This is a genomic window from Lapidilactobacillus wuchangensis (assembly GCF_003946645.1).
Lineage (GTDB): Bacteria > Bacillota > Bacilli > Lactobacillales > Lactobacillaceae > Lapidilactobacillus > Lapidilactobacillus wuchangensis.
The window spans coordinates 45604-65772 of sequence record NZ_RHOU01000006.1 but is presented as its reverse complement, the minus strand read 5'-3'; the positions used below and the strand labels follow the sequence as shown (position 1 = coordinate 65772).

At 42.1% G+C, this 20169-nt stretch carries 21 protein-coding genes and 1 riboswitch; of the genes, 19 read left to right on the top strand and 2 right to left on the bottom strand.

Annotated elements, in window-relative coordinates; all coding sequences use genetic code 11:
* Positions 1-21 precede the first annotated feature (21 nt).
* The 11 genes from tmk (at position 22) to EKM82_RS06500 (ending at position 8384) form a co-directional block, all read left to right on the top strand.
* Complete coding sequence (gene tmk / locus EKM82_RS06550; protein WP_125767574.1) at positions 22-657, top strand: dTMP kinase; 636 nt, start codon at positions 22-24, stop codon at positions 655-657.
* Positions 658-669: 12 nt separating this feature from the next.
* Positions 670-999: a cyclic-di-AMP receptor gene (locus EKM82_RS06545; protein ID WP_125649910.1), complete on the top strand. Its 330-nt coding sequence runs from the start codon at positions 670-672 to the stop codon at positions 997-999.
* Between the two features lie 14 nt (positions 1000-1013).
* A complete protein-coding gene (locus EKM82_RS06540; RefSeq protein WP_164508154.1) occupies positions 1014-2003 on the top strand; it encodes a hypothetical protein in 990 nt (329 codons plus the stop codon).
* Positions 2000-2350: an initiation control protein YabA gene (locus EKM82_RS06535; protein ID WP_125767498.1), complete on the top strand. Its 351-nt coding sequence runs from the start codon at positions 2000-2002 to the stop codon at positions 2348-2350. Before EKM82_RS06540 ends, EKM82_RS06535 begins: the two co-directional genes overlap by 4 nt.
* 15 nt (positions 2351-2365) lie before the next feature.
* Positions 2366-3238, top strand: a complete 873-nt coding sequence (gene rsmI, locus EKM82_RS06530) for a 16S rRNA (cytidine(1402)-2'-O)-methyltransferase (RefSeq protein ID WP_125767497.1) — start codon at positions 2366-2368, stop codon at positions 3236-3238.
* 38 nt (positions 3239-3276) lie between these two features.
* Entirely contained in the window at positions 3277-4026 is a 750-nt protein-coding gene (locus EKM82_RS06525) for an acyl-[acyl-carrier-protein] thioesterase (RefSeq protein ID WP_125767496.1), read from the top strand.
* Between the two features lie 70 nt (positions 4027-4096).
* Positions 4097-4190, top strand: a riboswitch (THF riboswitch).
* A 36-nt stretch (positions 4191-4226) separates the two neighbouring features.
* A complete protein-coding gene (locus EKM82_RS06520) occupies positions 4227-4763 on the top strand; it encodes a folate family ECF transporter S component (RefSeq protein WP_164508153.1) in 537 nt (178 codons plus the stop codon).
* 899 nt (positions 4764-5662) lie between these two features.
* Positions 5663-6397: a tRNA (adenosine(37)-N6)-threonylcarbamoyltransferase complex dimerization subunit type 1 TsaB gene (gene tsaB, locus EKM82_RS06515; RefSeq protein ID WP_164508152.1), complete on the top strand. Its 735-nt coding sequence runs from the start codon at positions 5663-5665 to the stop codon at positions 6395-6397.
* A gap of 37 nt (positions 6398-6434) precedes the next feature.
* A complete protein-coding gene (gene rimI, locus EKM82_RS06510) occupies positions 6435-6923 on the top strand; it encodes a ribosomal protein S18-alanine N-acetyltransferase (protein WP_164508151.1) in 489 nt (162 codons plus the stop codon).
* A 23-nt stretch (positions 6924-6946) separates the two neighbouring features.
* Complete coding sequence (tsaD, locus tag EKM82_RS06505) at positions 6947-7969, top strand: tRNA (adenosine(37)-N6)-threonylcarbamoyltransferase complex transferase subunit TsaD (protein ID WP_125767492.1); 1023 nt, start codon at positions 6947-6949, stop codon at positions 7967-7969.
* 97 nt (positions 7970-8066) lie between these two features.
* Positions 8067-8384 carry a PTS sugar transporter subunit IIB gene (locus tag EKM82_RS06500; protein ID WP_125767491.1) on the top strand — a complete coding sequence of 106 codons (318 nt, stop codon included), beginning with the start codon at positions 8067-8069 and terminating at the stop codon, positions 8382-8384.
* Between the two features lie 101 nt (positions 8385-8485).
* Here the strand turns inward: EKM82_RS06500 and EKM82_RS06495 are convergent, their stop codons facing one another.
* Positions 8486-10387, bottom strand: coding sequence for an ABC-F family ATP-binding cassette domain-containing protein (locus tag EKM82_RS06495; RefSeq protein WP_125767490.1), 1902 nt, complete (start codon positions 10385-10387; stop codon positions 8486-8488).
* A 263-nt stretch (positions 10388-10650) separates the two neighbouring features.
* On the opposite strand from EKM82_RS06495, the gene EKM82_RS06490 reads away from it, so the two are divergent.
* Positions 10651-11328: a redox-sensing transcriptional repressor Rex gene (locus EKM82_RS06490; protein ID WP_125651008.1), complete on the top strand. Its 678-nt coding sequence runs from the start codon at positions 10651-10653 to the stop codon at positions 11326-11328.
* Positions 11329-11458: 130 nt separating this feature from the next.
* Here EKM82_RS06490 and EKM82_RS06485 read toward each other — a convergent pair whose 3' ends face one another.
* Positions 11459-12118 (bottom strand): CPBP family intramembrane glutamic endopeptidase, encoded by a 660-nt coding sequence (locus EKM82_RS06485; RefSeq protein WP_225419676.1) that lies wholly within the window; start codon positions 12116-12118, stop codon positions 11459-11461.
* Between the two features lie 306 nt (positions 12119-12424).
* Between EKM82_RS06485 and groES the strand changes: the two genes are divergently transcribed.
* From groES to EKM82_RS06455, 7 genes are all read left to right on the top strand, one after another.
* A complete protein-coding gene (gene groES, locus EKM82_RS06480) occupies positions 12425-12709 on the top strand; it encodes a co-chaperone GroES (RefSeq protein WP_125767489.1) in 285 nt (94 codons plus the stop codon).
* A 64-nt stretch (positions 12710-12773) separates the two neighbouring features.
* Positions 12774-14411, top strand: coding sequence for a chaperonin GroEL (groL, locus tag EKM82_RS06475; protein WP_125767488.1), 1638 nt, complete (start codon positions 12774-12776; stop codon positions 14409-14411).
* Between the two features lie 724 nt (positions 14412-15135).
* Complete coding sequence (locus EKM82_RS11425) at positions 15136-15357, top strand: hypothetical protein (protein ID WP_164508150.1); 222 nt, start codon at positions 15136-15138, stop codon at positions 15355-15357.
* A 172-nt stretch (positions 15358-15529) separates the two neighbouring features.
* Positions 15530-16855 carry a DRTGG domain-containing protein gene (locus tag EKM82_RS06470; protein ID WP_125767487.1) on the top strand — a complete coding sequence of 442 codons (1326 nt, stop codon included), beginning with the start codon at positions 15530-15532 and terminating at the stop codon, positions 16853-16855.
* 2 nt (positions 16856-16857) lie between these two features.
* Positions 16858-17820, top strand: a complete 963-nt coding sequence (locus EKM82_RS06465; protein ID WP_125767486.1) for a DHH family phosphoesterase — start codon at positions 16858-16860, stop codon at positions 17818-17820.
* A 14-nt stretch (positions 17821-17834) separates the two neighbouring features.
* The gene (locus EKM82_RS06460; protein ID WP_125767485.1) at positions 17835-19184 is read left to right on the top strand and encodes a DEAD/DEAH box helicase; all 1350 of its coding nucleotides are present in this window, start codon (positions 17835-17837) and stop codon (positions 19182-19184) included.
* Positions 19181-19984 carry a hypothetical protein gene (locus EKM82_RS06455; RefSeq protein ID WP_125767484.1) on the top strand — a complete coding sequence of 268 codons (804 nt, stop codon included), beginning with the start codon at positions 19181-19183 and terminating at the stop codon, positions 19982-19984. Before EKM82_RS06460 ends, EKM82_RS06455 begins: the two co-directional genes overlap by 4 nt.
* The last annotated feature ends 185 nt before the right edge of the window (positions 19985-20169 follow it).

Sequence of the window (20169 nt, the reverse complement as noted above, 5' to 3'; positions counted from 1 at the left end):
ACAATGAAGGTAGAGGTTGTTATGGCAGGGAGTTTTATTTCTTTTGAGGGTCCTGATGGGGCTGGCAAGTCGACCGTTATTCAGGCGATTGCTGAGCAGTTGCAGGCTCAGAATCAGGCGCCAGTTTTAATTACTCGTGAACCCGGTGGCAGTCAAATCGCCGAGAAAATTCGGCAGATTATTTTGGATGTTGAGAATCAGGCAATGGACGATTGGACGGAAGCTTTACTTTATGCAGCGTCACGGCGCCAGCATTTGGTTGAGGTTGTTGAACCAGCTTTAGCAGCGGGTCAAATTGTTTTGTGTGATCGTTATGTGGATAGTTCAATTGCTTATCAAGGTGGCGGTCGGGAATTAGGTCCGCAAGCAGTCGCTCAATTAAACGATTTCGCCATTCAAGGTAAGCTGCCAGATTTGACGATCTATTTAGATTTGCCAGTCGAAGTTGGTTTACAACGCGTCCAAAAATTGGGTCAGGGTTTTGATCGTTTAGAAGGTCAAAAACTTGAATTTCATCAGCGGGTTCGCCAAGCTTATTTACAACTAGCGGCTGATCATCCTGAACGGATCAAAAAAATTGATGCCCAACAACCTTTGATACAGGTGATTCAAGACTGTCAGACAGTGATTCAAACTTATCTCACAGCAAACATTTAGGAGGAGCCGATCATGAAACTTATTTTAGCGATTGTCCAAGATAAAGATGCTAATGTTTTAAGTAATCAATTAATTGATGCCAATATTCGCGCGACAAAACTATCAACTACTGGTGGATTCCTACGTTCTGGTAATACGACGTTTATTGTGGGGATCGAAGACGATCGAGTGGAAGAAGTTTTGGATATTATCAAGCAAACCTCTCACGCTCGGCAACAATTTATGACGCCACCAGTTAATTTGGATCCGATGGGTGACACATCAATGCCGTACCCAATGGAAGTTCAAGTTGGTGGTGCCACTGTTTTCGTCATGCCAGTTGATCAATTTCATCATTTCTAAAGTCAGGATTTCTCGTGGAAATAACAATCAAGCAATTACAAACACATTTTCAAAAACTGATCCAACAAGATGAACTTAGCCATGCTTATTTATTTGTTGAACCAGTCCGAGCCAATGCTTTGTCCTTGGCCCAATGGCTAGCTCAGCGACTCTTCTGTGATCATTTAACCGTTGAGGGTTTTCCTTGTGGTCAGTGTCATGAATGTCAGCGAATTATTGAGGGGAACAATCCCGATTATTTAGTGCTGAACAGTCCCACTAAAACCATTTCAGTTGATGACACGCGGCATTTGAAGGAAGAACTGTCTAAGAGTGGTTATGGTAGTTGGCGGATTTTCGTCATTGAGGACGCTGATAAAATGACGATTCCTGCTGCTAATTCGCTGTTAAAATTTCTTGAGGAGCCGGTTAGTCAGGTGTTGATCATTTTGACCACGACTCAAGAAAGTCAGATTCTACCCACGATTCGGTCCCGGGTGCAAACAATGATGCTACCAGAACCTGATTTACCACAACGAGTTCAGGGGCTAGCTGATTTGGGATTTAATCAGGAGCTTAGTCAGCTTTTGGCGCAGACCACGTTGAATCAGACCCAATTAGCAGAATTAGCCACTGATGAGCAGTTAAAAGATAAACTTGATGCTTTTGCCCAATGGTGGCCACGGTTAGCCCTGGGCAAGACGTTGGCGTTTCCCCAGGTACAAACTACTATCGTCCCTGATTTTAAGGGGCCGTTATTGCAGGAGCTTTGTCAGGAAATCTTATTGATTGTCTTTAGCGATTTGTTTACCGTGAAGTTTTCCTTGTCGCAACCATTGAAATGGGCGCAACAAGAGCCAAGCTATCAACATGTCGCTGGCAAGTTGACTAGTGCGCAATTAACTAGCGGCTTAACGCAAGTACTTCAAGTCAAGCAGTTATTGCGCGCTAATGTTACTTTTCAGAATGTTTTAGAGCAGTTATCCTTACAATTTTTTATGATAAAAGAGGGAAATTTTAAATGAATCAGCCTGATCCTTTTACAGATTTTCAGCGTTTGTCAGCAGAAGCCGATAACCTCGCTCACGACCTTGCCAAGTTTAGGCAAGAGCTGAATCACGTTTTAGAACAAAATGCCGAGTTGGTTATTGAGAACAAGCATCTACGTGGTCGTCTCAATGATTTGGCCCCACAGTCAGAACATGGCAGTCAAAAAGATGACATGTTACCATCACGACGTAATTTGGAAAAATTATATGATGCTGGCTATCATATTTGTAATATGATGTATGGCGCTCGTCGGGAAAATAATGAACCTTGTGCATTTTGTACCGCGATCATTTATGGTAGCGGTAATCGTACTAACCATTAAAAGGAGGCCATGATTTTGCAGATTCAAAACAGTTTTGAACCTACGAAAAAAGGCACTCTTTTTTTAGTGCCGACACCAATTGGTAATTTAGATGATATTACGGTGCGAACCTTAAAAACTTTGCAGTCAGTTGATTTGGTGGCTTCAGAGGATACCCGAAATACTGGTAAATTATTGGCTCATTTTGACATTAAAACGAGCCAAATTAGTTTTCACGAGCATAACACCCAACAACGAATTCCAGAATTAATTGCCGAGTTGCAAGCAGGTAAATCAATTGCCCAAGTTTCTGATGCTGGCTTGCCATCAATTTCAGATCCAGGGCATGAGTTGGTTGTTGCGGCAATTGCGGCCGATATTGCCGTGGTACCGTTGCCGGGCGCTAGTGCTGGCATTACTGCCTTGATTGCTTCCGGGTTAGCACCACAACCATTTTATTTCTATGGCTTTTTGCCCCGGAAGAAAAAATTGTTGCGCGAAGCCTTAAGTCAATTAGTCACGCATACCGAAACAGTCATTCTTTATGAATCGCCACATCACTTACGACGCACATTAAGTGACCTAGGTGAGCTATTTGCGGCGGACCGACCAATTGTCCTGGGCCGTGAGTTAACCAAGCTGCACGAGTCATTTGAGCGCGGTACGCTGGCAGAACTACAAGGTTGGTATCAAGATCATGAACCACGTGGTGAATATGTGATCCTGATTGCCGGTCAACCTGAGACAGCCACGACGCCAGTTGCCGCATTATCTGATCAAGATTTACGTGGCGCCGTGACGGATTTAATTGAACAAGGTTTGCGACCTAATGCCGCCATTAAGCAAGTCGCCAATCAATTTGATTTACCTCGTCAAGAAGTTTATCAACGTTATCATCAATTATCCTAGGCGCAGTTATTTTATAAATTAAGAAAGTAGGCGAAACGATGACCGTTTCTTATTATTCAGAAAAATTTCAAGTACCATTTTTTGAGTGTGATGCCCAGGGGATGATGCATTTATCAGCATTAATGGACCATTTGGTTTTGGCATCAGAGCATCAATTACAGGAGTTTGGTGCGGGACCAACTCAATTAGCCGCCATGAAATTAGGCTGGGTCACGACTGAATATCAAATTAACATTCAACGTTTGCCGAAGCAACATGAATTTGTGACTGCCAAGACTGGGGTGCCACAATTCAATAAATTCTTCTGTTATCGTGATTATTTTCTAATTGATGAGGCTGGCGATGAAATTGTGACAATTCACAGTATTTGGGTGATCATGAGTTTTGCGACCCGGCGAATGATTCAATTGCCAGTTAAAGAGTTACATTTAGACGATTGCTCAGAATATTCGGCTGCAGTTGTCCGTTTTCCTAAAATTGCTAAACGTGATTGGAACCAGGCTGATTATCAGAAGGACTATCAAGTGCGTTATTTTGATATTGATTCCAATCGGCATGTTAACAATGTTCATTATTTCGATTGGATGCTGGATAGTCTACCCGGTGAATTCTTGCGTGATCATCAAATTACGACGATGTTGATTCGTTATGAACGCGAAACTCGTTATGGTGAGGAAATCGTTAGTCAGACGCAGCTCGAACAGGCGCCGGCTCTGACAACGTATCATCGCATTACTCGTGGTGATGACGTTGCCGCTGAGGCCAGTGTTACTTGGCAAGCACGTTAAGCGTTGATGATTAATTGGGCACAATTTATTTGCTTGCCTTTTAAAATAAAATATTCTATGATTGAACTTATTCGGAGTAGGTGAGTAAGCGTTAAGTGCTGATGGAACGGAATGTGAACATCGGACGAAGGATCATTCGCGATTTATTCACCGCATTCGCCGCTTTTTTTAGTGGCGCTCCCAAGAAGGAGTGTTCAATTATGGAAAAAACAACGCGGCGTGGCTTGGCTACGCAGAAGTTGGTCTTTTTGGCGGTCCTCATTGCAATGCAATTAGTAGTGGGCCGCTTTTCGTTTGGAACAAATTTTCTCAAGTTTTCGGCAACGTTTCTAGTTAGTGCCTTGATTGGTTACTGGTATGGGCCGTTTTATGCAGCGATTGCCGGCGGTGTCAGTGATTTTATTGGCGCAATTCTGTTTCCGTTGGGTAGCTTTAACATTGGCTTTACCTTTGTGGCGATTTTCAGTGGCTTTATTTTTGGCTGGCTGTTAGACCAACGGCGCATGCCACAAATTTCTTGGTGGCGGGTGCTAGCAGTTGCCGTGATAATCAATTTAGGCAGCAATTTATTGCTGAACACGTTGTTACTGCATTTTATGTACGGCGCTAATTTCTGGCCGTTATTCCTGACGCGGTTGCCTAAAGAATTGTTAATGATTCCGATTTATTATTTAGGCATCTATTTTCTACTAAAAGCAGTCGCCAAATTGCATTTGGATCAGCGCTTGAATTCTTAAGTTAGGTTATGAAACGCCGCCGGATTGATTTGAGTTTGAAATTGGGCCAAGACTTCCCCAATTAGAAAAGGTGGTTGCTGGGCGATTTAGAGGGCGTGGAACGCTGTGGTCGTCGATTTGGAGACGGACTAGTTTTGAGCAGAATAGCGGACAACTCCGTTGCGGCCGGCGGAGTGTGAAACGCGGCCGGGATTGATTTGAGCTTATTGCTAACGCAACAATCTCAAATACCAACCTTATCCTAAGCGCTAAAGCGCCAAGGATAATTTGGCGGCTGACACTCCGGCGGCCTCCACTGCGTTTTGAGCTAAATTAGTTCACTTCACATTTGATTGATATCAAGGCTGTACTAGTGAAGTTGGATGGCCAATCGCCCAGCAACCACCAGAGTAAACTAACAGAATTGAGCACCACTGTTTTGAGGATCAAATTGAAGTAAACTACTGAGCCTGCTTGACAAGTTTTCTGGATAAAACCAGGGAAATGTTGAACAGACTTTTTTTAATCCTGTTTAGTTGTAACAACAATTTGAAACGAGTTGCTCAGTCCCGCTGTAATGTCTTAAGCACTAACATAGCTGAGGTGCACTACATCAATTCCAGACGGAATGGAGGGATCTTGGCGTCAGCCGCGAAATTATCGTTGGTGCTTTAGCACTTACGATAAGCCTCGAATTTGAGATTTTCGCAGAAAAGCTCAAATCGACGGCCGCCGCGTTCCACGCCAAGCAGCCCGGAATGCAGTCAGAACCAGTTCCGTTTTAACACCGTCAATTTTTTGAACTTAAAATTAAAACTTTATTTATCTCAACTTCACTGGTCTAGTTATCGTCACTTACAACAACCACGTTTTATGTTAAAATGAGGTTATTCATTTCAGAAAGAGGCGCAGTGCTTTTGTTGACCCTTGCAATAGATACTTCTAATATTCCTTTGAGCGTGGCAGTGCTTGCTGATCAACAGCCAGTTGCTCAAATTCAAACCGCCTGTGCTAAGAATCATAGTACAACCTTGATGCCAGCAATTGATCAGGCGCTAAAATTAGCGCAAACGACCATTCAAGCAATTGATCGTTTCGTGGTGACAATTGGTCCAGGTTCTTATACTGGTGTACGGATTGCGGTTACTACTGCGAAAACATTAGCTTGGACTTTAAAAAAGCCACTTTATGCGTTGTCCAGTTTAGCGGCATTGACGACACCATGGGCGACGGCAACGATGGATCAAGTGATTGTGCCGTTAATTGATGCTCGGCGTAATTGCTTCTTTACTGGTTTTTATCGGTGGCAAGACCATCAGGCTGTTACTTTACAACCTGATGCTTATTTAAGTGCTGAACAGATCGTCACGGCCATTTTGAAATTGCCACAGGAACAAATCGTACTAGCCGGCCAATTAACAGTTGAACAACAGGACTATTTCCAGACCGCGTTAACCAATAAAAAAGTTCAAATTGCCCAAGGCTTAGCGACGCAACCATTGGCGGGTAACTTTGGCCTATTAGTGAATGAACGTCATTTAGTGACTGACTTAAATGCGTTAGTACCTAACTATTTGCGACCAACTGAGGCTGAAGCAAATTGGCTCAAGGCTCATCCTGATGCGCCTAAAACGAACTATGTTGAAGAAGTTTAAACAATGGTGGCCATGGCGTTATAAGCAGGTATCAACGATGACGTATCCTTATGATTTTACGTTGGCGACTAATCATTATTATTTACGGCCCTTGGCAGCTGGTGATTTAGACCAAGTTCTGGTTGTTGAACGAGAACTGTACGCCGGCATGTTACCTTGGAATCGCTGGGTCTTCCTTAATGAAATTAGCCACCAAAGCCAACGCCTATATTGGGGCTTGTTCACTGATGACGATCAATTAATTGGTTATATCGGCTGTTGGTTTAAGTATCATGAAAGTCATATTACGAATTTGGCAATTGCTAAAGACTGGCAAGGTCGGGGCTTAGGTCGATTTTTGATGACGAAAATGATTGCGGTTGCCCAAGAACATCAGTGTCAAATTGTGACATTGGAAGCGCGGACTGATAATTTACCAGCGCTAAATTTGTATCATCAATTAGGTTTTATTGATCAGAGGGTCAGGGTTAATTATTATGACTATGATCATTCTGACGCAGTTTCAATGTGTTTACCTCTTAAATAAAAAGTAATAGTGTGGTGTCTTGTTTGAATAATCAGCGACAACTTATTTTAGCGTTTGAATCTAGTTGTGATGAGACTAGTGTGGCCGTTATTGAGAACGGTCGAAAAATTTTGAGTAATATTATTGCGACTCAAATTAAAAGTCATCAACGATTTGGCGGCGTGGTCCCTGAAGTGGCCAGCCGACATCATGTTGAGGCGATTTTGCATTGTACGGAATTGGCTTTAACAGAAGCAAATGTCAGTTATGAGGATTTGACCGCAGTTGCGGTAACTTATGGTCCCGGGCTGGTTGGTTCGTTATTAATCGGGATTAGTGCGGCCAAGGCCATTGCTTATGCTCATCAGCTGCCCTTGATCCCGGTGAATCATTTGGCTGGCCATATTTATGCAGCTCAGCTGGTTAAGCCACTTATTTATCCATTTATGGCGCTGGTTGTTTCTGGTGGTCATACTGAATTAGTTTTGGTGCCGCAACCTGATGAGTATCATTTGCTAGGCGAGACTCGTGATGATGCAGCAGGTGAGGCTTACGATAAAATTGGTCGCATTCTCGGCATCAACTATCCCGCTGGTAAAACTGTTGATCAGTTGGCTCATCAAGGCCAAGATACCTTTAATTTTCCTCGAGCAATGTTAGATGAAGACAATTATGACTTTAGCTTCAGTGGCCTAAAGAGTGCCTTTATCAATCGGGTCCACCATGCCGAACAAATCGGTGAGACTTTAAATCGCGCTGATTTGGCCACTAGCTTCCAAGCTAGTGTGAGTGATGTCTTAGTTGGTAAAACACTGCGGGCCTTAGTGGAATACCCAGTTAAGCAATTAATTATTGCTGGTGGTGTGGCTGCTAATCAAGGCTTACATGAAAAGATGACGGCTGAATTAGCTGCTAAGTTTCCCCAGGTTGATTTAATTGTGCCACCACTGCGTTTATGTGGTGATAATGCGGCCATGATCGGTGCCGCTGCACAAATTAAACTGGACAATCATGATGCTTTTGCTGAGTTAAGTTTAAACGCAGCACCTGGTCTAGACCTGATCTAGTTCGGATGATTGACACTTACTATTTTTTAGACTAATATTAGATTGTACTGAAAGCGATTAGATCACTTTCATTTAACAATAAAGGAGCGCTTATATTATGGCTGAAAAAACAATTATGCTCGTATGTAGTGCTGGTATGTCTACTAGCCTTTTAGTTACAAAAATGCAAAAAGCTGCTGAAGCAAAGGGTATCGATGTTGATATCTTCGCAACAGCTGCCAGCGATGCTGACAACGAATTAGCAGCAAAGAAGATCGACGTTATGTTGCTCGGGCCTCAAGTTCGTTTCATGTTAAGCCAATTCCAGAAGAAATTAGCTGACAAGAATATCCCTGTTGAAGTTATCGACATGCGTTCATATGGCATGATGGATGGCGATGCTGTTTTAGCACAAGCTGAAAAGTTGATGGCTTAATTAGTTTAACTGTTCATTAAAAAAGGTCTAGTCCAAACGAATTTATTTTCGTTGGGCTAGGCCTTTTTTGTACACTTGTGATGAGGTGACTTGCGAAGCGATTATTCCGCATTCTCCAAATCATCGGCTGCTTGTAACCAGTCAGTTTCGGCTTGGTCAGCAGCGGCCTGAACTTGCTCTAGTTGTTGTTGTAAATCAGCTAGTTTAGTGAAGTCAGCCTGAATGTCAGGTTGAGCCATGGCCGCCTGTAAGTCGGCATCTTGTTGGGCCAACTTTTGCATTTTCTCTTCAGCAGCAGTGACTGCTCGTTCAAGGCGGCGGCGTTGCTTTTGCTGCTCCTTGTCCGCTAAGAATTGGGCTTGATTATCAGAAATAGGTTGGTTAGTTGTTTCAGTGGCGTTGGTTTCTGGCGCACGTTTTTCTAAATAGAAATCATAATTACCAGCGTAAAGATGACTGCCATCACTTTGAACGTCCAAGACTTGATCGGCCAATTGATTAATGAAATAACGGTCATGAGAAACGAAAATCAACGTCCCGGCAAAATTTTGCAAAGCTTGTTCCAGTACTTCTTTACTTTGAATGTCCAAATGGTTAGTTGGTTCATCCATGATCAGCACATTTCGTTGTTCCATCGCTAGTTTGGTTAATAGCAGCCGGGCTTTTTCACCACCAGATAATTGATGAACCACTTTAAGCACATCATCGCCGCTAAATAGGAAACTGCCTAGGACATTACGAATTTGTTGTTCTGGCAAAAGGGGATGTTCATCCCAAATCGTATTGAGAACCGTTTTACTACGGTCTAACTGAGTTAAATCCTGATCGTAGTAGCCAATTTCAACATTGGCGCCAAATTTAAAAGTGCCCTGAATTGCTGGGATTTTACCAATCAGTGTTTTGACGAGGGTTGATTTACCAATCCCGTTAGCACCAATCACCGCCAAACGTTGGCCTTTCCGCACGTCGAAGTTAATCGGGCTAACCATGGTGTGCGAATCGTAACCAATTGCTAAATCGTGAACACCTAGCACTTCCTTACCGGTTTCTTTGTTAATATCAAAATGGAAGTGCAGGGCCTTTTCTTCATCTTTCGGTTTAACTAAACGGTCCATTTTTTCCAATTGTTTGCGCCGACTTTGTGCCCGTTTCGTCGTCGAAGCCCGGGTTAAATTTTTGTCGACGAAAGTTTGCAATCGTTTGATTTCAGCTTGTTGTTGTTCATAGGCTTGTGTTGCTTGTTGAAAATCCTGGTCGCGTTGCTGGAGATAGTCCGTGTAGTTACCATGATAATGCCGCAGCTCATGCTGACTTAAGGCATAAATTTCTTTCGTGACGTGGTCAAGAAAATATTGGTCATGTGAAACAATCAAAAGAGCACCGGCATAGCTTTGTAAATATTTCTCTAACCAATTTAAAGTTTCAATATCTAAATGGTTTGTTGGTTCATCGAGAATTAATAAAACTGGTTTTTGCAAAAGAATCTTTGCTAGGGCTAGGCGTGATCGCTCACCACCAGAAAGATCGGCAATTGATTTATCATAGGTGGCTGCTGGAAACTGAAAGCCAGATAAAACATTGCGAATTTCTGCTTCATAGCCGTAACCATTTTCAGATTTGAATTTCACAAGTAAATCGTCATAAGCATTGAGTAGGGTTTGATTTGTTGGTTCGCTCCCAAGCTGAACTTCCATTTGATGCAACTGATCAGCCATTTCCCGCAAGTAATTAAAAACACTGGTCATTTCTTCAAGGATGGTTTTCTGTGAGTCTAAACCACTGTTCTGGGCCAAATAGCCAATGGTCAAGCCCTTATTGTAGATGACTTGGCCGGCATCAGGCGCATCAATCCCAGCGATGATTTTCAGTAGTGTTGATTTACCAGAGCCATTGACGCCGACTAATCCGACGCGGCCTTGATCCTGAATTTCTAAATTGGCTTTTTCAAAAAGTGTTTCGGCGCCGAAATAACGAGCGACTTGTTGCGTTTGTAAAATTATCATGATTAAAAAATCCTCACTTTGTTGATGATTGTACGATAAAAAATCGATGTTAAGAAAAAATTAAAAAATTTATTTAACGTTAGTTTATGTTAAGAAAATAGCGTATTTATTAACCTTTGAACGTTTTAATTGCATAATTTTCACTAATTGTTTAAGATAAAAGTCAGAATTGGTGTTGTAACTTTACACAAATTGTGGAATAATCACTTTGGATGATTGACAATGTACTACAATATTCTTTGAAAGACTGAGGTGTTTCAGCAATGGCTGAAATAAAAATTCCAAAGGCAACTGCTCGGCGGTTACCTTTATACTACCGTTATTTGCAGTTCTTGCATGACGGCGAAAAGACAAAAGTTTCTTCTGCAGAATTGTCAGAAGCAGTTAAAGTTGATAGTGCCACAATCCGTCGTGACTTTTCATACTTTGGCGCTCTTGGCAAACGTGGTTATGGCTATGATGTTGATGCTTTATTGAAATTCTTCAAGAAGCTACTGAATCAAGATCATTTGACTAACGTTGCTTTAGTTGGTGTTGGTAATTTGGGTCAGGCATTACTTAATTATAATTTCCGCCAAACAAACAATATCCGCATTAGCGCAGCATTTGATGTTGATCCTAAATTGACCGGCACGATTCATAGTGGTGTGCCAATTTACCCAATGTCAGAATTAAAAGAACAATTGCTTGATCAACAAATCAACATTGTTGTTTTAACAGTGCCATTTGATCACGCCCAAGAAATCGCTGATGAATTAGTGAAGTATGGCGTGCGTGGTATTTTAAACTTTACACCAATGCGGTTGAATGTACCTGACGATGTTCGGGTCCACAACGTTGACTTGGCTAATGAATTACAAACGTTGATCTACTTCTTAGATAACTTCAACGAAGATGGCACGTTGGTTAATCCTTTAGCAAATGATCCGTTATTCAACTAATTAAACTGAGGTAGTCATGATGAAAATCATGGCTATTTTTTTGTCGTTAAAAATCGTTGTTTTCAAATTAGAATCTGAGCTAAACAGTGAAATTTAAAAGGTGGCGCGGCGACTATTTAAGCGCTGGCTGTTATTTAAGAATCAGTAATTGTAAGGCAATCGTAATCCCGTTTAGGAGTGCATGAGCTAACATGGTTACCTTGATCGACCCAGTCCGATTATATAACCAACAGAGGACTAAACCGATACCTGAATAAATAATTAAGAAACGATTGTCATTATGAGCTAAACCAAATAACAGACTGGAAATTAATGCGGCACCAATGGGATTAATAATGTGCCGGCCAACACCGAAAATTGTTTTACGAAAGACCAGTTCTTCCATAATTGGTGCCAAAATAACGGCATAAATGGCGAAGGCGGGCGCACTTTTAATGATTTTTAGAATCTGGGTCGTATTTTGTGAGGTTTGTGGCATCCCGAATAAAGCAGTAATTAAGAAGGTCCCCAGAATTTCAGCACCGTAAATTAATAACAGCCCAGTGAAGCCATATACCAGCCAGTCGCCAAGGGTAATTTTCTTATCACTTGGTAAGCCGGCTTCACGAGTGGTGCGCCGGTCGATCCAAATCAATAGTCCCGTCAGAATGGCAGTTAACGCAACTTCAAGATTTATGGCGATTGCGCCGTGGAGCCGGAAAACTTGCACAAGTAATGCTGGTAAGAGCAAGGCTAGGCCATAGCCAAGTAACATCCAAATAATTTTATTCCAAACTTTTTTATATTGCATGATGTTTCCTTTCTTAAGGCAAAATCAACGTTCAGGTATTCTTCAATCATAACAATTTATCAACCATTAAAAAAGAGCTAGTGAAATAACTATTCATTGAAAAAGAACAAATTTCTTTGCTTGGTGTTGGTAAAACTGATTGTGGTATTTGAGGATTGCCTGGTTGTGATTATTGGCAGTTAACTTTTTGGGCGTGATAAGAAAAAATACTTGCATTCATGTCTAGAAATGTTATTATGAATTTTGTAGTTAGCACTTGATGACATTGAGTGCTAAAAAAGAAAAACATTAACGGAGGGATTCTCAGTGTTAAAACCATTAGGAGATCGCGTGATCGTAACTGTTGAAGAACCAGAAGAACAAACTGTCGGTGGGATCGTCTTAGCAAGCAATGCTAAAGAAAAACCACAAACTGGCAAAATTGTTGCTGTCGGCGCTGGCCGTGTAACTGATGATGGCAAACAAGTACCATTATCAGTTAAGGAAGGCGAAACAGTTCTTTTTGATAAGTATGCTGGCTCTGAAGTTAAATATGAAGACGTCAGTTATTTAGTTCTTCATGAAAAAGATATCATGGCGATTGTCGACTAATTCAACAACTAAAAGTAAAAATATAAATTTCGCAAAATTCTAAATAGATAAGGTGGCATTTTTAATGACAAAAGAAATTAAATTTTCTGAAGACGCGCGTTCAGCAATGTTACGTGGTGTCGATAAATTAGCTGATACTGTTAAAACAACCTTAGGCCCTAAAGGTCGCAACGTTGTTTTGGAACAATCTTATGGTTCACCTGAAATCACTAATGATGGTGTGACAATTGCTAAGAGCATCGAATTAGATGATCATTTCGAAAACATGGGTGCTAAATTAGTTTCTGAAGTTGCTTCAAAGACTAACGACATCGCTGGTGATGGTACTACAACAGCTACTGTTTTGGCCCAAGCCATTATTCGCGAAGGTATGAAGAACGTTACTGCCGGCGCTAACCCAGTTGGGATTCGTTCTGGGATTGAAGAAGCGACTAAAGCAGCCGTTGACGAATTACACAAGATTGCTCATAAAGTTGAAAACAAGAGCCAAATCGCTCAAGTTGCCGCTGTTTCTTCAGCAAGTAAAGAAGTCGGCGATTTGATTGCCGAAGCCATGGAAAAAGTTGGTCATGATGGTGTCATCACGATCGAAGAATCAAAAGGTATCGAAACTGACTTAAACGTCGTTGAAGGGATGCAATTTGATCGCGGCTACTTGTCACAATACATGGTTACTGACAATGACAAGATGGAAGCTGACTTAGACAATCCATACATCTTGATCACTGACAAGAAGATCAGCAACATTCAAGATATTTTACCAATGTTACAAGAAATTGTTCAACAAGGTAAATCATTATTGATCATTGCTGACGATGTTGAAGGTGAAGCATTACCAACACTTGTTTTGAACAAGATCCGTGGGACTTTCAATGTTGTTGCTGTTAAAGCTCCTGGCTTTGGTGATCGTCGTAAGGCTCAATTGGAAGATATCGCTATTTTAACTGGTGGTACAGTTATTACTAGTGATTTAGGTTTGGAATTGAAAGATACTAAACTTGAACAATTAGGTAAGGCTGGCAAGGTTACCGTTACTAAAGACAATACAACAATTGTTGAAGGTGCTGGTAGCAAGTCTGCTATTCAAGAACGAGTTGACTTAATCAAGGGCCAAATCGCTGATACAACTTCTGACTTTGACAAAGAAAAATTACAAGAACGTTTGGCTAAATTAGCTGGCGGTGTTGCAGTCATCAATGTTGGTGCCGCAACTGAAACTGAATTAAAGGAACGTAAGTATCGGATCGAAGATGCCTTGAATGCAACTCGGGCTGCCGTTGAAGAAGGCTACGTTGCTGGTGGTGGTACTGCTTTGATCAACGTGATTTCAGCTGTTGCTAAGTTGAAAGAAACTGGCGATGTTCAAACTGGGATCAACATTGTTCTCCGTGCTTTGGAAGAACCAGTTCGTCAAATCGCTGAAAATGCCGGCCTTGAAGGTTCAGTTATTGTTGAACATATGAAGAGCCAAGCTAATGAAGTTGGTTACAATGCCGCAACTGACAAGTGGGAAAACATGATCGAAGCTGGGATTCTTGATCCAACTAAGGTTACGCGTTCTGCTTTACAGAATGCCGCTAGTGTTGCCGCTTTGATGTTAACAACTGAAGCTGTTGTTGCTGACAAGCCAGAACCAGAAAAGAATGATGGCGCTGGTGCCGGAATGCCTGCTGGCGCTCCTGGTATGGGCGGTATGATGTAATCTAACTGATTACAATAATTTATGAATAATTTTGAAACAGTATTTGAATCCTTCGGGGTTTGAATACTGTTTTTTGTTGACGGCGCGAAATGTGAATTTGAATTAGTTTTTGGCAGAATAGTGGACAACTCCGTTGCGGCCGCCGGGGTGTGGAACGTTGCCGACACTGATTTGAGCTTATTGCTGACGCAACAATCTCAAATACAGGTCTTCTTCTAACCGCTAAAGCGGCAAGAAGAATTTGGCGACTGACACCCCGGCGGCCTCCACTGCGTTTTAAGCTAAACTAGTCCACTTTATATTCTGTCGATATCAAGGCAGTAGCTGCAAATTCAGGTGCTAATCCTTCAGCAAACGTATTAGTAAACAAAAACCAATAGCACTAATTCCTACTGTATTTTGAAAAACAGATTGTAGTAATCACAAAGGTTGATTAACAATTTATTTAAATCAACCAAAAGTTGTTGGTCAGACTATTTTGATTACTGCTCAAATATGACAATATTTTAAATTTTACCTGACTAATCCCACTCTGATTGCCATAAGCAGTAACAAAGATGAAGTGAACGAAATCAACTCCAGACGGAATGGAGGGCGTGGTTGTCAGCCGCTAAATTTGAGACCGTGACATAAGTCAGATATTTGCTGCAATCTTACATTGACTGCATTGATTACTAGCAAAGATAAAGTACACCACACCGACTCCAGACGGCGTGGAGGGATCTTGGCGTCAGCCGCCAAATTGTTCTTAGTGGCTGTGCCACTTAGTACAAGACTTGTATCTGAGACAATTTGGTTTCTAATTGGCTCAGATCAACGTCGGCCGCGTTCCACGCCAAGCAGCCCGGAACAGAGTCAGCCGCCATTCCGTTTTTGCACTTATTTCACAGGTTCAAACCGATGCCGGCCGCGTTCCACAACCAGCAAGCCCGCAATGGAGTCATAACCAGTTCTGTCTCAACATCTTTGCTATGTTTTAATGGTTTTAAACTTTTGTTTGCATATGGCTTTGATTAACGCCCGAAAAAATATTTTTGACGGTAAGAATTAGCTTTGTCTTTAGCCATTAAAACAGATATACTAAACATTAGGTAAACTGTTATAGTGTAGGTGATGAAATGGCGACAAAACATGAAGAAATTATTCATTATTTAGAAACACTGCCAATCGGCCAGAAGGTTTCAGTGCGCTCAATTGCCCATAACTTAAAGGTTAGTGAGGGTACGGCTTATCGGGCAATTAAATCTGCTGAAGCTAATGGCTTGGTAGCAACGATTGAACGAGTTGGTACAGTTCGAATTGAAAAAGAACGGCCTAAGAAAATTGAAGAGCTATCCTTTGCCGATATTCTTGATTTGATCAATGGCCGTGTTTTAGGTGGTGCGCAAGGGTTAAAGAAAACCTTAAATAAATTCGTGATTGGTGCGATGACTGAGGAAGCGATGATTCCTTACATTTCACCGATGTCGTTGGTGATTGTTGGTAATCGCTCAGGTGCTCAGCGAATTGCTTTGGAACATGGCGCCGCCGTTTTGATTACTGGTGGTTTTGATGCGGTGGCCAGTAATACAGCGTTGGCCGATCAGGCAAAGTTACCGCTGATTAGCACGAATTATGACACTTATACAGTGGCTAGCTTGATCAACCGCGAGTTATCAAATAAGAATATTAAACAGGATATTCTACTAGTGAATGATGTGTTTGAGCCCTTAGAACAAATTCAGGTGTTGCGTCAATCACAACGCGTTGCCGATTACTTAACATTACGGCAACAAACGAATAAATCGCGATTTGCTGTGGTCACTGATAAAGGTCGCTTGGTCGGCGTCATTACTTATCGTGATGTCCAGAATTTAAGTGAGGGCACTAGTTTAGATAAGGCCATGGTCAAAAGTCCGATTACGGTGACACGCCATACCTCATTGGCCAATGCCATTCATTTGTTAATGTCCAATGCGATTGATTTATTGCCGGTGGTTGATCATAATTATGATTTGATCGGCGTGGTCAATCGGGGCGATGTTCAAAATCATGATTTGCCCGCACCAAAAACAGGGACTTGGACATTAACCGCCCAAATTGGCGAAGCACTGTTTGTGGATCAGCAAAAACTGCCTAGTAAAGAGCGCGATTTTCCTGATTGGCATGCGATGGTGACCCCGCAGATGGCTAATGAACAAGGAACGCTTGCTGTTGGCGTTTTAACTGAACTATTAACCTTGACAGCGACCCGCTCGTTACGTCGTTATCAACAAAAGGTCAGTATGGTTGATCAAATGAACTTGTATTATTGGCGTTTGGTTCAGCTGGACCATGAGTTAACGATTCATTTGGATGTGGTTAATGAAAATCGGCGCCGCACAACTTTTGATATTAATGTTTATTCAGATCATTTATTAGTTGCTAAAGCTGTTGTTGGCTGTCAAGTTATTGAGGAGATTTAATTATGGAAGCTACTTTTAAACAAATTATTGCGAAGATCGAAGCATATGATAAAATTATTATTCACCGTCATCAAAATCCAGATCCAGATGCACTTGGTTCTCAAGGTGGCTTAGGCGAAGCAATCAAACACAGTTTTCCTGACAAACAAGTTCGTTTTGTTGGTGGGGATGTTGGTGATCTTGACTGGTTGACACCACCTGAAGAAGTTCCAGATGAATTCTATCAAGGTGCGCTGGTGATTGTGACGGATACTGCTGATACACCGCGAGTTAGTGATGCCCGTTTTGACCAAGGTGCTTTCCTGATCAAAATTGACCACCATCCCAATGATGATGCCTATGGCGATTATTATTATGTGAACACCAATGCTTCAAGCTGTTCCGAAATTATTGTGGATTTAATCAATCACAGCGATGGTAAATTAAGTCTTGATGCTGAAGCAGCACGGGTTTTGTATGCCGGCATTATTGGTGATACTGGCCGTTTCTTATATCCAGCAACTAGTGCCCACACTTTCGAAGTGGCAGCCCAGCTGGTTAGTTACAAGTTTAGTCATAGTAACGTGAGTCAAACGTTAAATGAAATTTCATTAAATCAGGCCCGTTTACAAGCGGTTGTTTTTGATCAATTGGCTTTTGATGGTCATGGTGCCGCTCATTTGGTTATTTCCCAAGAGTTACTGAAGAAATTAAATGTTCGCGATGATCAAGTCAATTCTGTGGTTTCAACACCTGGTCGCTTGCGGGAAGTCTTGCTCTGGTCGCTATATGTTGAAAAACCTGATGGCACTTATCGGGTCCATTTCCGGTCTAAGGGGCCAGTCATCAATGGGATTGCCAAAGCACATCATGGCGGCGGTCATCCTTTGGCTAGTGGTGCTAGTGCCGCTGATTTAGAAGAAGTAAAGCAAATTGTCGCTGAGATGATTGCTGCCGGCCAAGCCTTTGAAAACGGCCAAGCTTAAATTAGGAGAAAAATATGAGTGAAAATTTTACTGGTTTTAACTTAAGCCCAGAACTACAAAGTGGCCTTGCTAAAATCAAGTTCCAAGTACCAACTAAAGTCCAAGCAACAGTCATGCCAATTTTATTGGCTGGCCGCGATGCCATTGTCCAATCAGAAACCGGCAGTGGTAAAACCCATGCGTTCTTACTACCATTAATTTCCCAATTACAAAAGGGCGATGATTTGCCACAATTGGTGATCACTTCACCAAGTCGAGAATTGGCAAATCAAACTTATTTAGCTGCTCGTAAATTGATTGAGGCCAGTGGTTTAGACTGGCGAACTCATCTTTATGTGGGGGGTAGCGATAAGGAACGCCAAATTGAAAAGTTACGTCGTCAACAGCCAGATATTGTGATTGGTACGCCGGGTCGAATCTTGGATTTGGTTTCAAGCTCGGCTTTACGAGTTGACCAAGTGCGTTTCTTAGTTATAGATGAAGCCGACATGACTTTAGACATGGGCTTCTTGAAGGATGTCGATGCAGTCGCTAGTAAAATGCCAACTGGATTACAGATGGCGGTTTTCTCGGCGACGATCCCTGACAAGTTACAACCATTCTTGAAGAAATATTTAACGAATCCCGCCGAAGTTGATTTGACGCCGAAAACAGTCATCAATCCTAACGTTGAAAACTGGCTGTTTGCTAGTCAAGGCCGCGATAAAGTTAAATTAGTTGAAAAGATTCTTAACGTGGGTCAACCTTATTTGGCTTTGATTTTCGCCAACACCAAAGAAGAAGTTGACGAGATCACCACGAAATTACAACAATCAGGGTTGAAGGTTGCGAAAATTCATGGTGGTTTACAACCTCGAGAACGTAAACGCGTGATGAAGCAAATTGAAAATCTTGATTTTCAATACGTGGTGGCTACTGATTTAGCGGCTCGTGGCATTGATATTCCTGGTGTTTCTTTAATTATCAACTTCAATATTCCCCGTGACCTGGAATTCTTCATTCACCGAGTTGGACGAACTGGTCGTAACGGCTTAGATGGGACGGCGATTACGTTGTACAGTCCCGAAGAAGAAGGCCGAGTTCATCAACTTGAAAAATTAGGGATTAATTTTATTCCGAAAACGCTGCATGACGGTCAGATAGTTACGAGTTACGATCGGCGTCGGCGTGAACAGCGGACGGCAACTCATGAACGGCTTGACCCTAATATGATTGGTTATGTGAAGAAGCAGCATCGTAAAGTTAAGCCGGGTTATAAGAAGAAAATCAAACAAGCAATCAATGATGATCGTCGTCGTAAGAAAAAAATTGCTGAACGCGAGGAACGTAACTTGCATAAGAAGCAGAAACGGCAGCGCGGATGATTACAGAAGAGGCTTTATATTGGTCACAGTGGCAACAGCTGACTAGTGCCCAACAACGGGGTCTATTTGAACAAATGTTACGGTATTTCGTTCATCCCCTGTGGCAAGTTGGTGAGATTCAACCACTGCAAAATAAGCTTGACCAGCAAACTTGGCAGGTTGCTTTAAATGGTCGTCATTTTTATTTTGAACCAGGACAATTAGCTAATGATCAACAGCAGGCCGTGGCACCTTTTTTAATCAGTGCTGACGCCATTCCCGCAAATCATTATTTTTTAGGCACGATTGATCCAGTTTCTGGTCAGCCATTAACTAATCAGTTGGCTTTGAAGCATTATCAAGGGGAAATCGCTGACTTTTTACAGCGACCAAATAATACTTTAAATCCCTTTGCTCAGCCCACAGAATGGGCCAGCGAACATTTGACGTTTGTGGACCAGGATCAAGTCATCGCCGTTTATCAGCGCCAATTCTGGTCTCAAGCTGATTTGCAACAGCAATTGCGGCGCCAGGGTGGCAATTTGCCAACGGCCAATCAATGGCAAGCAGCCGCGTTTGCTAATCAGGATAGTGTGTCCTGGCAAATTGATGATTTGTCTGGCGATAGTTTGTTAGGTTTGGGCTTGCGTTTTAATTCGACTATGCAAGCTGAGTTACTAACAGATCCAGCTTTAATCCAACCTAATCCGTTCCATCGCGGACCAGATAAAGTTGGTTTAGCGCCGATCGCAGCAGATTTGCCGGTTGTTTTAACCGCCGATTTTTATTACCGGACTGTGTTGAACGTGCAGTTGGATTGATAGTGAGAAATGTTAAGACTTCCGCAGTTAGAGTGGCGGTTGCTGGGCGATTTAAAGCTGAACTAGTATCGGGCGGAATAGCGGACAACTCCGTTGCGGCCGGCGAGTTGTGGAACGCGGCCGGGATTGATTTGAGCTTATTGCTAACGCAACAATCTCAAATACAACCCTTATCCTAAGCGCTA

Coding starts and splice junctions, on each gene's coding strand:
- tmk (WP_125767574.1), top strand. CDS start 22: ATGGCAGGGAGTTTTATTTCTTTTGAGGGTCCTGATGGGGCTGGCAAG.
- EKM82_RS06545 (WP_125649910.1), top strand. CDS start 670: ATGAAACTTATTTTAGCGATTGTCCAAGATAAAGATGCTAATGTTTTA.
- EKM82_RS06535 (WP_125767498.1), top strand. CDS start 2,000: ATGAATCAGCCTGATCCTTTTACAGATTTTCAGCGTTTGTCAGCAGAA.
- EKM82_RS06525 (WP_125767496.1), top strand. CDS start 3,277: ATGACCGTTTCTTATTATTCAGAAAAATTTCAAGTACCATTTTTTGAG.
- EKM82_RS06520 (WP_164508153.1), top strand. CDS start 4,227: ATGGAAAAAACAACGCGGCGTGGCTTGGCTACGCAGAAGTTGGTCTTT.
- rimI (WP_164508151.1), top strand. CDS start 6,435: ATGACGTATCCTTATGATTTTACGTTGGCGACTAATCATTATTATTTA.
- EKM82_RS06500 (WP_125767491.1), top strand. CDS start 8,067: ATGGCTGAAAAAACAATTATGCTCGTATGTAGTGCTGGTATGTCTACT.
- EKM82_RS06495 (WP_125767490.1), bottom strand. CDS start 10,387: ATGATAATTTTACAAACGCAACAAGTCGCTCGTTATTTCGGCGCCGAA.
- EKM82_RS06490 (WP_125651008.1), top strand. CDS start 10,651: ATGGCTGAAATAAAAATTCCAAAGGCAACTGCTCGGCGGTTACCTTTA.
- EKM82_RS06485 (WP_225419676.1), bottom strand. CDS start 12,118: ATGCAATATAAAAAAGTTTGGAATAAAATTATTTGGATGTTACTTGGC.
- groL (WP_125767488.1), top strand. CDS start 12,774: ATGACAAAAGAAATTAAATTTTCTGAAGACGCGCGTTCAGCAATGTTA.
- EKM82_RS06470 (WP_125767487.1), top strand. CDS start 15,530: ATGGCGACAAAACATGAAGAAATTATTCATTATTTAGAAACACTGCCA.
- EKM82_RS06465 (WP_125767486.1), top strand. CDS start 16,858: ATGGAAGCTACTTTTAAACAAATTATTGCGAAGATCGAAGCATATGAT.
- EKM82_RS06460 (WP_125767485.1), top strand. CDS start 17,835: ATGAGTGAAAATTTTACTGGTTTTAACTTAAGCCCAGAACTACAAAGT.
- EKM82_RS06455 (WP_125767484.1), top strand. CDS start 19,181: ATGATTACAGAAGAGGCTTTATATTGGTCACAGTGGCAACAGCTGACT.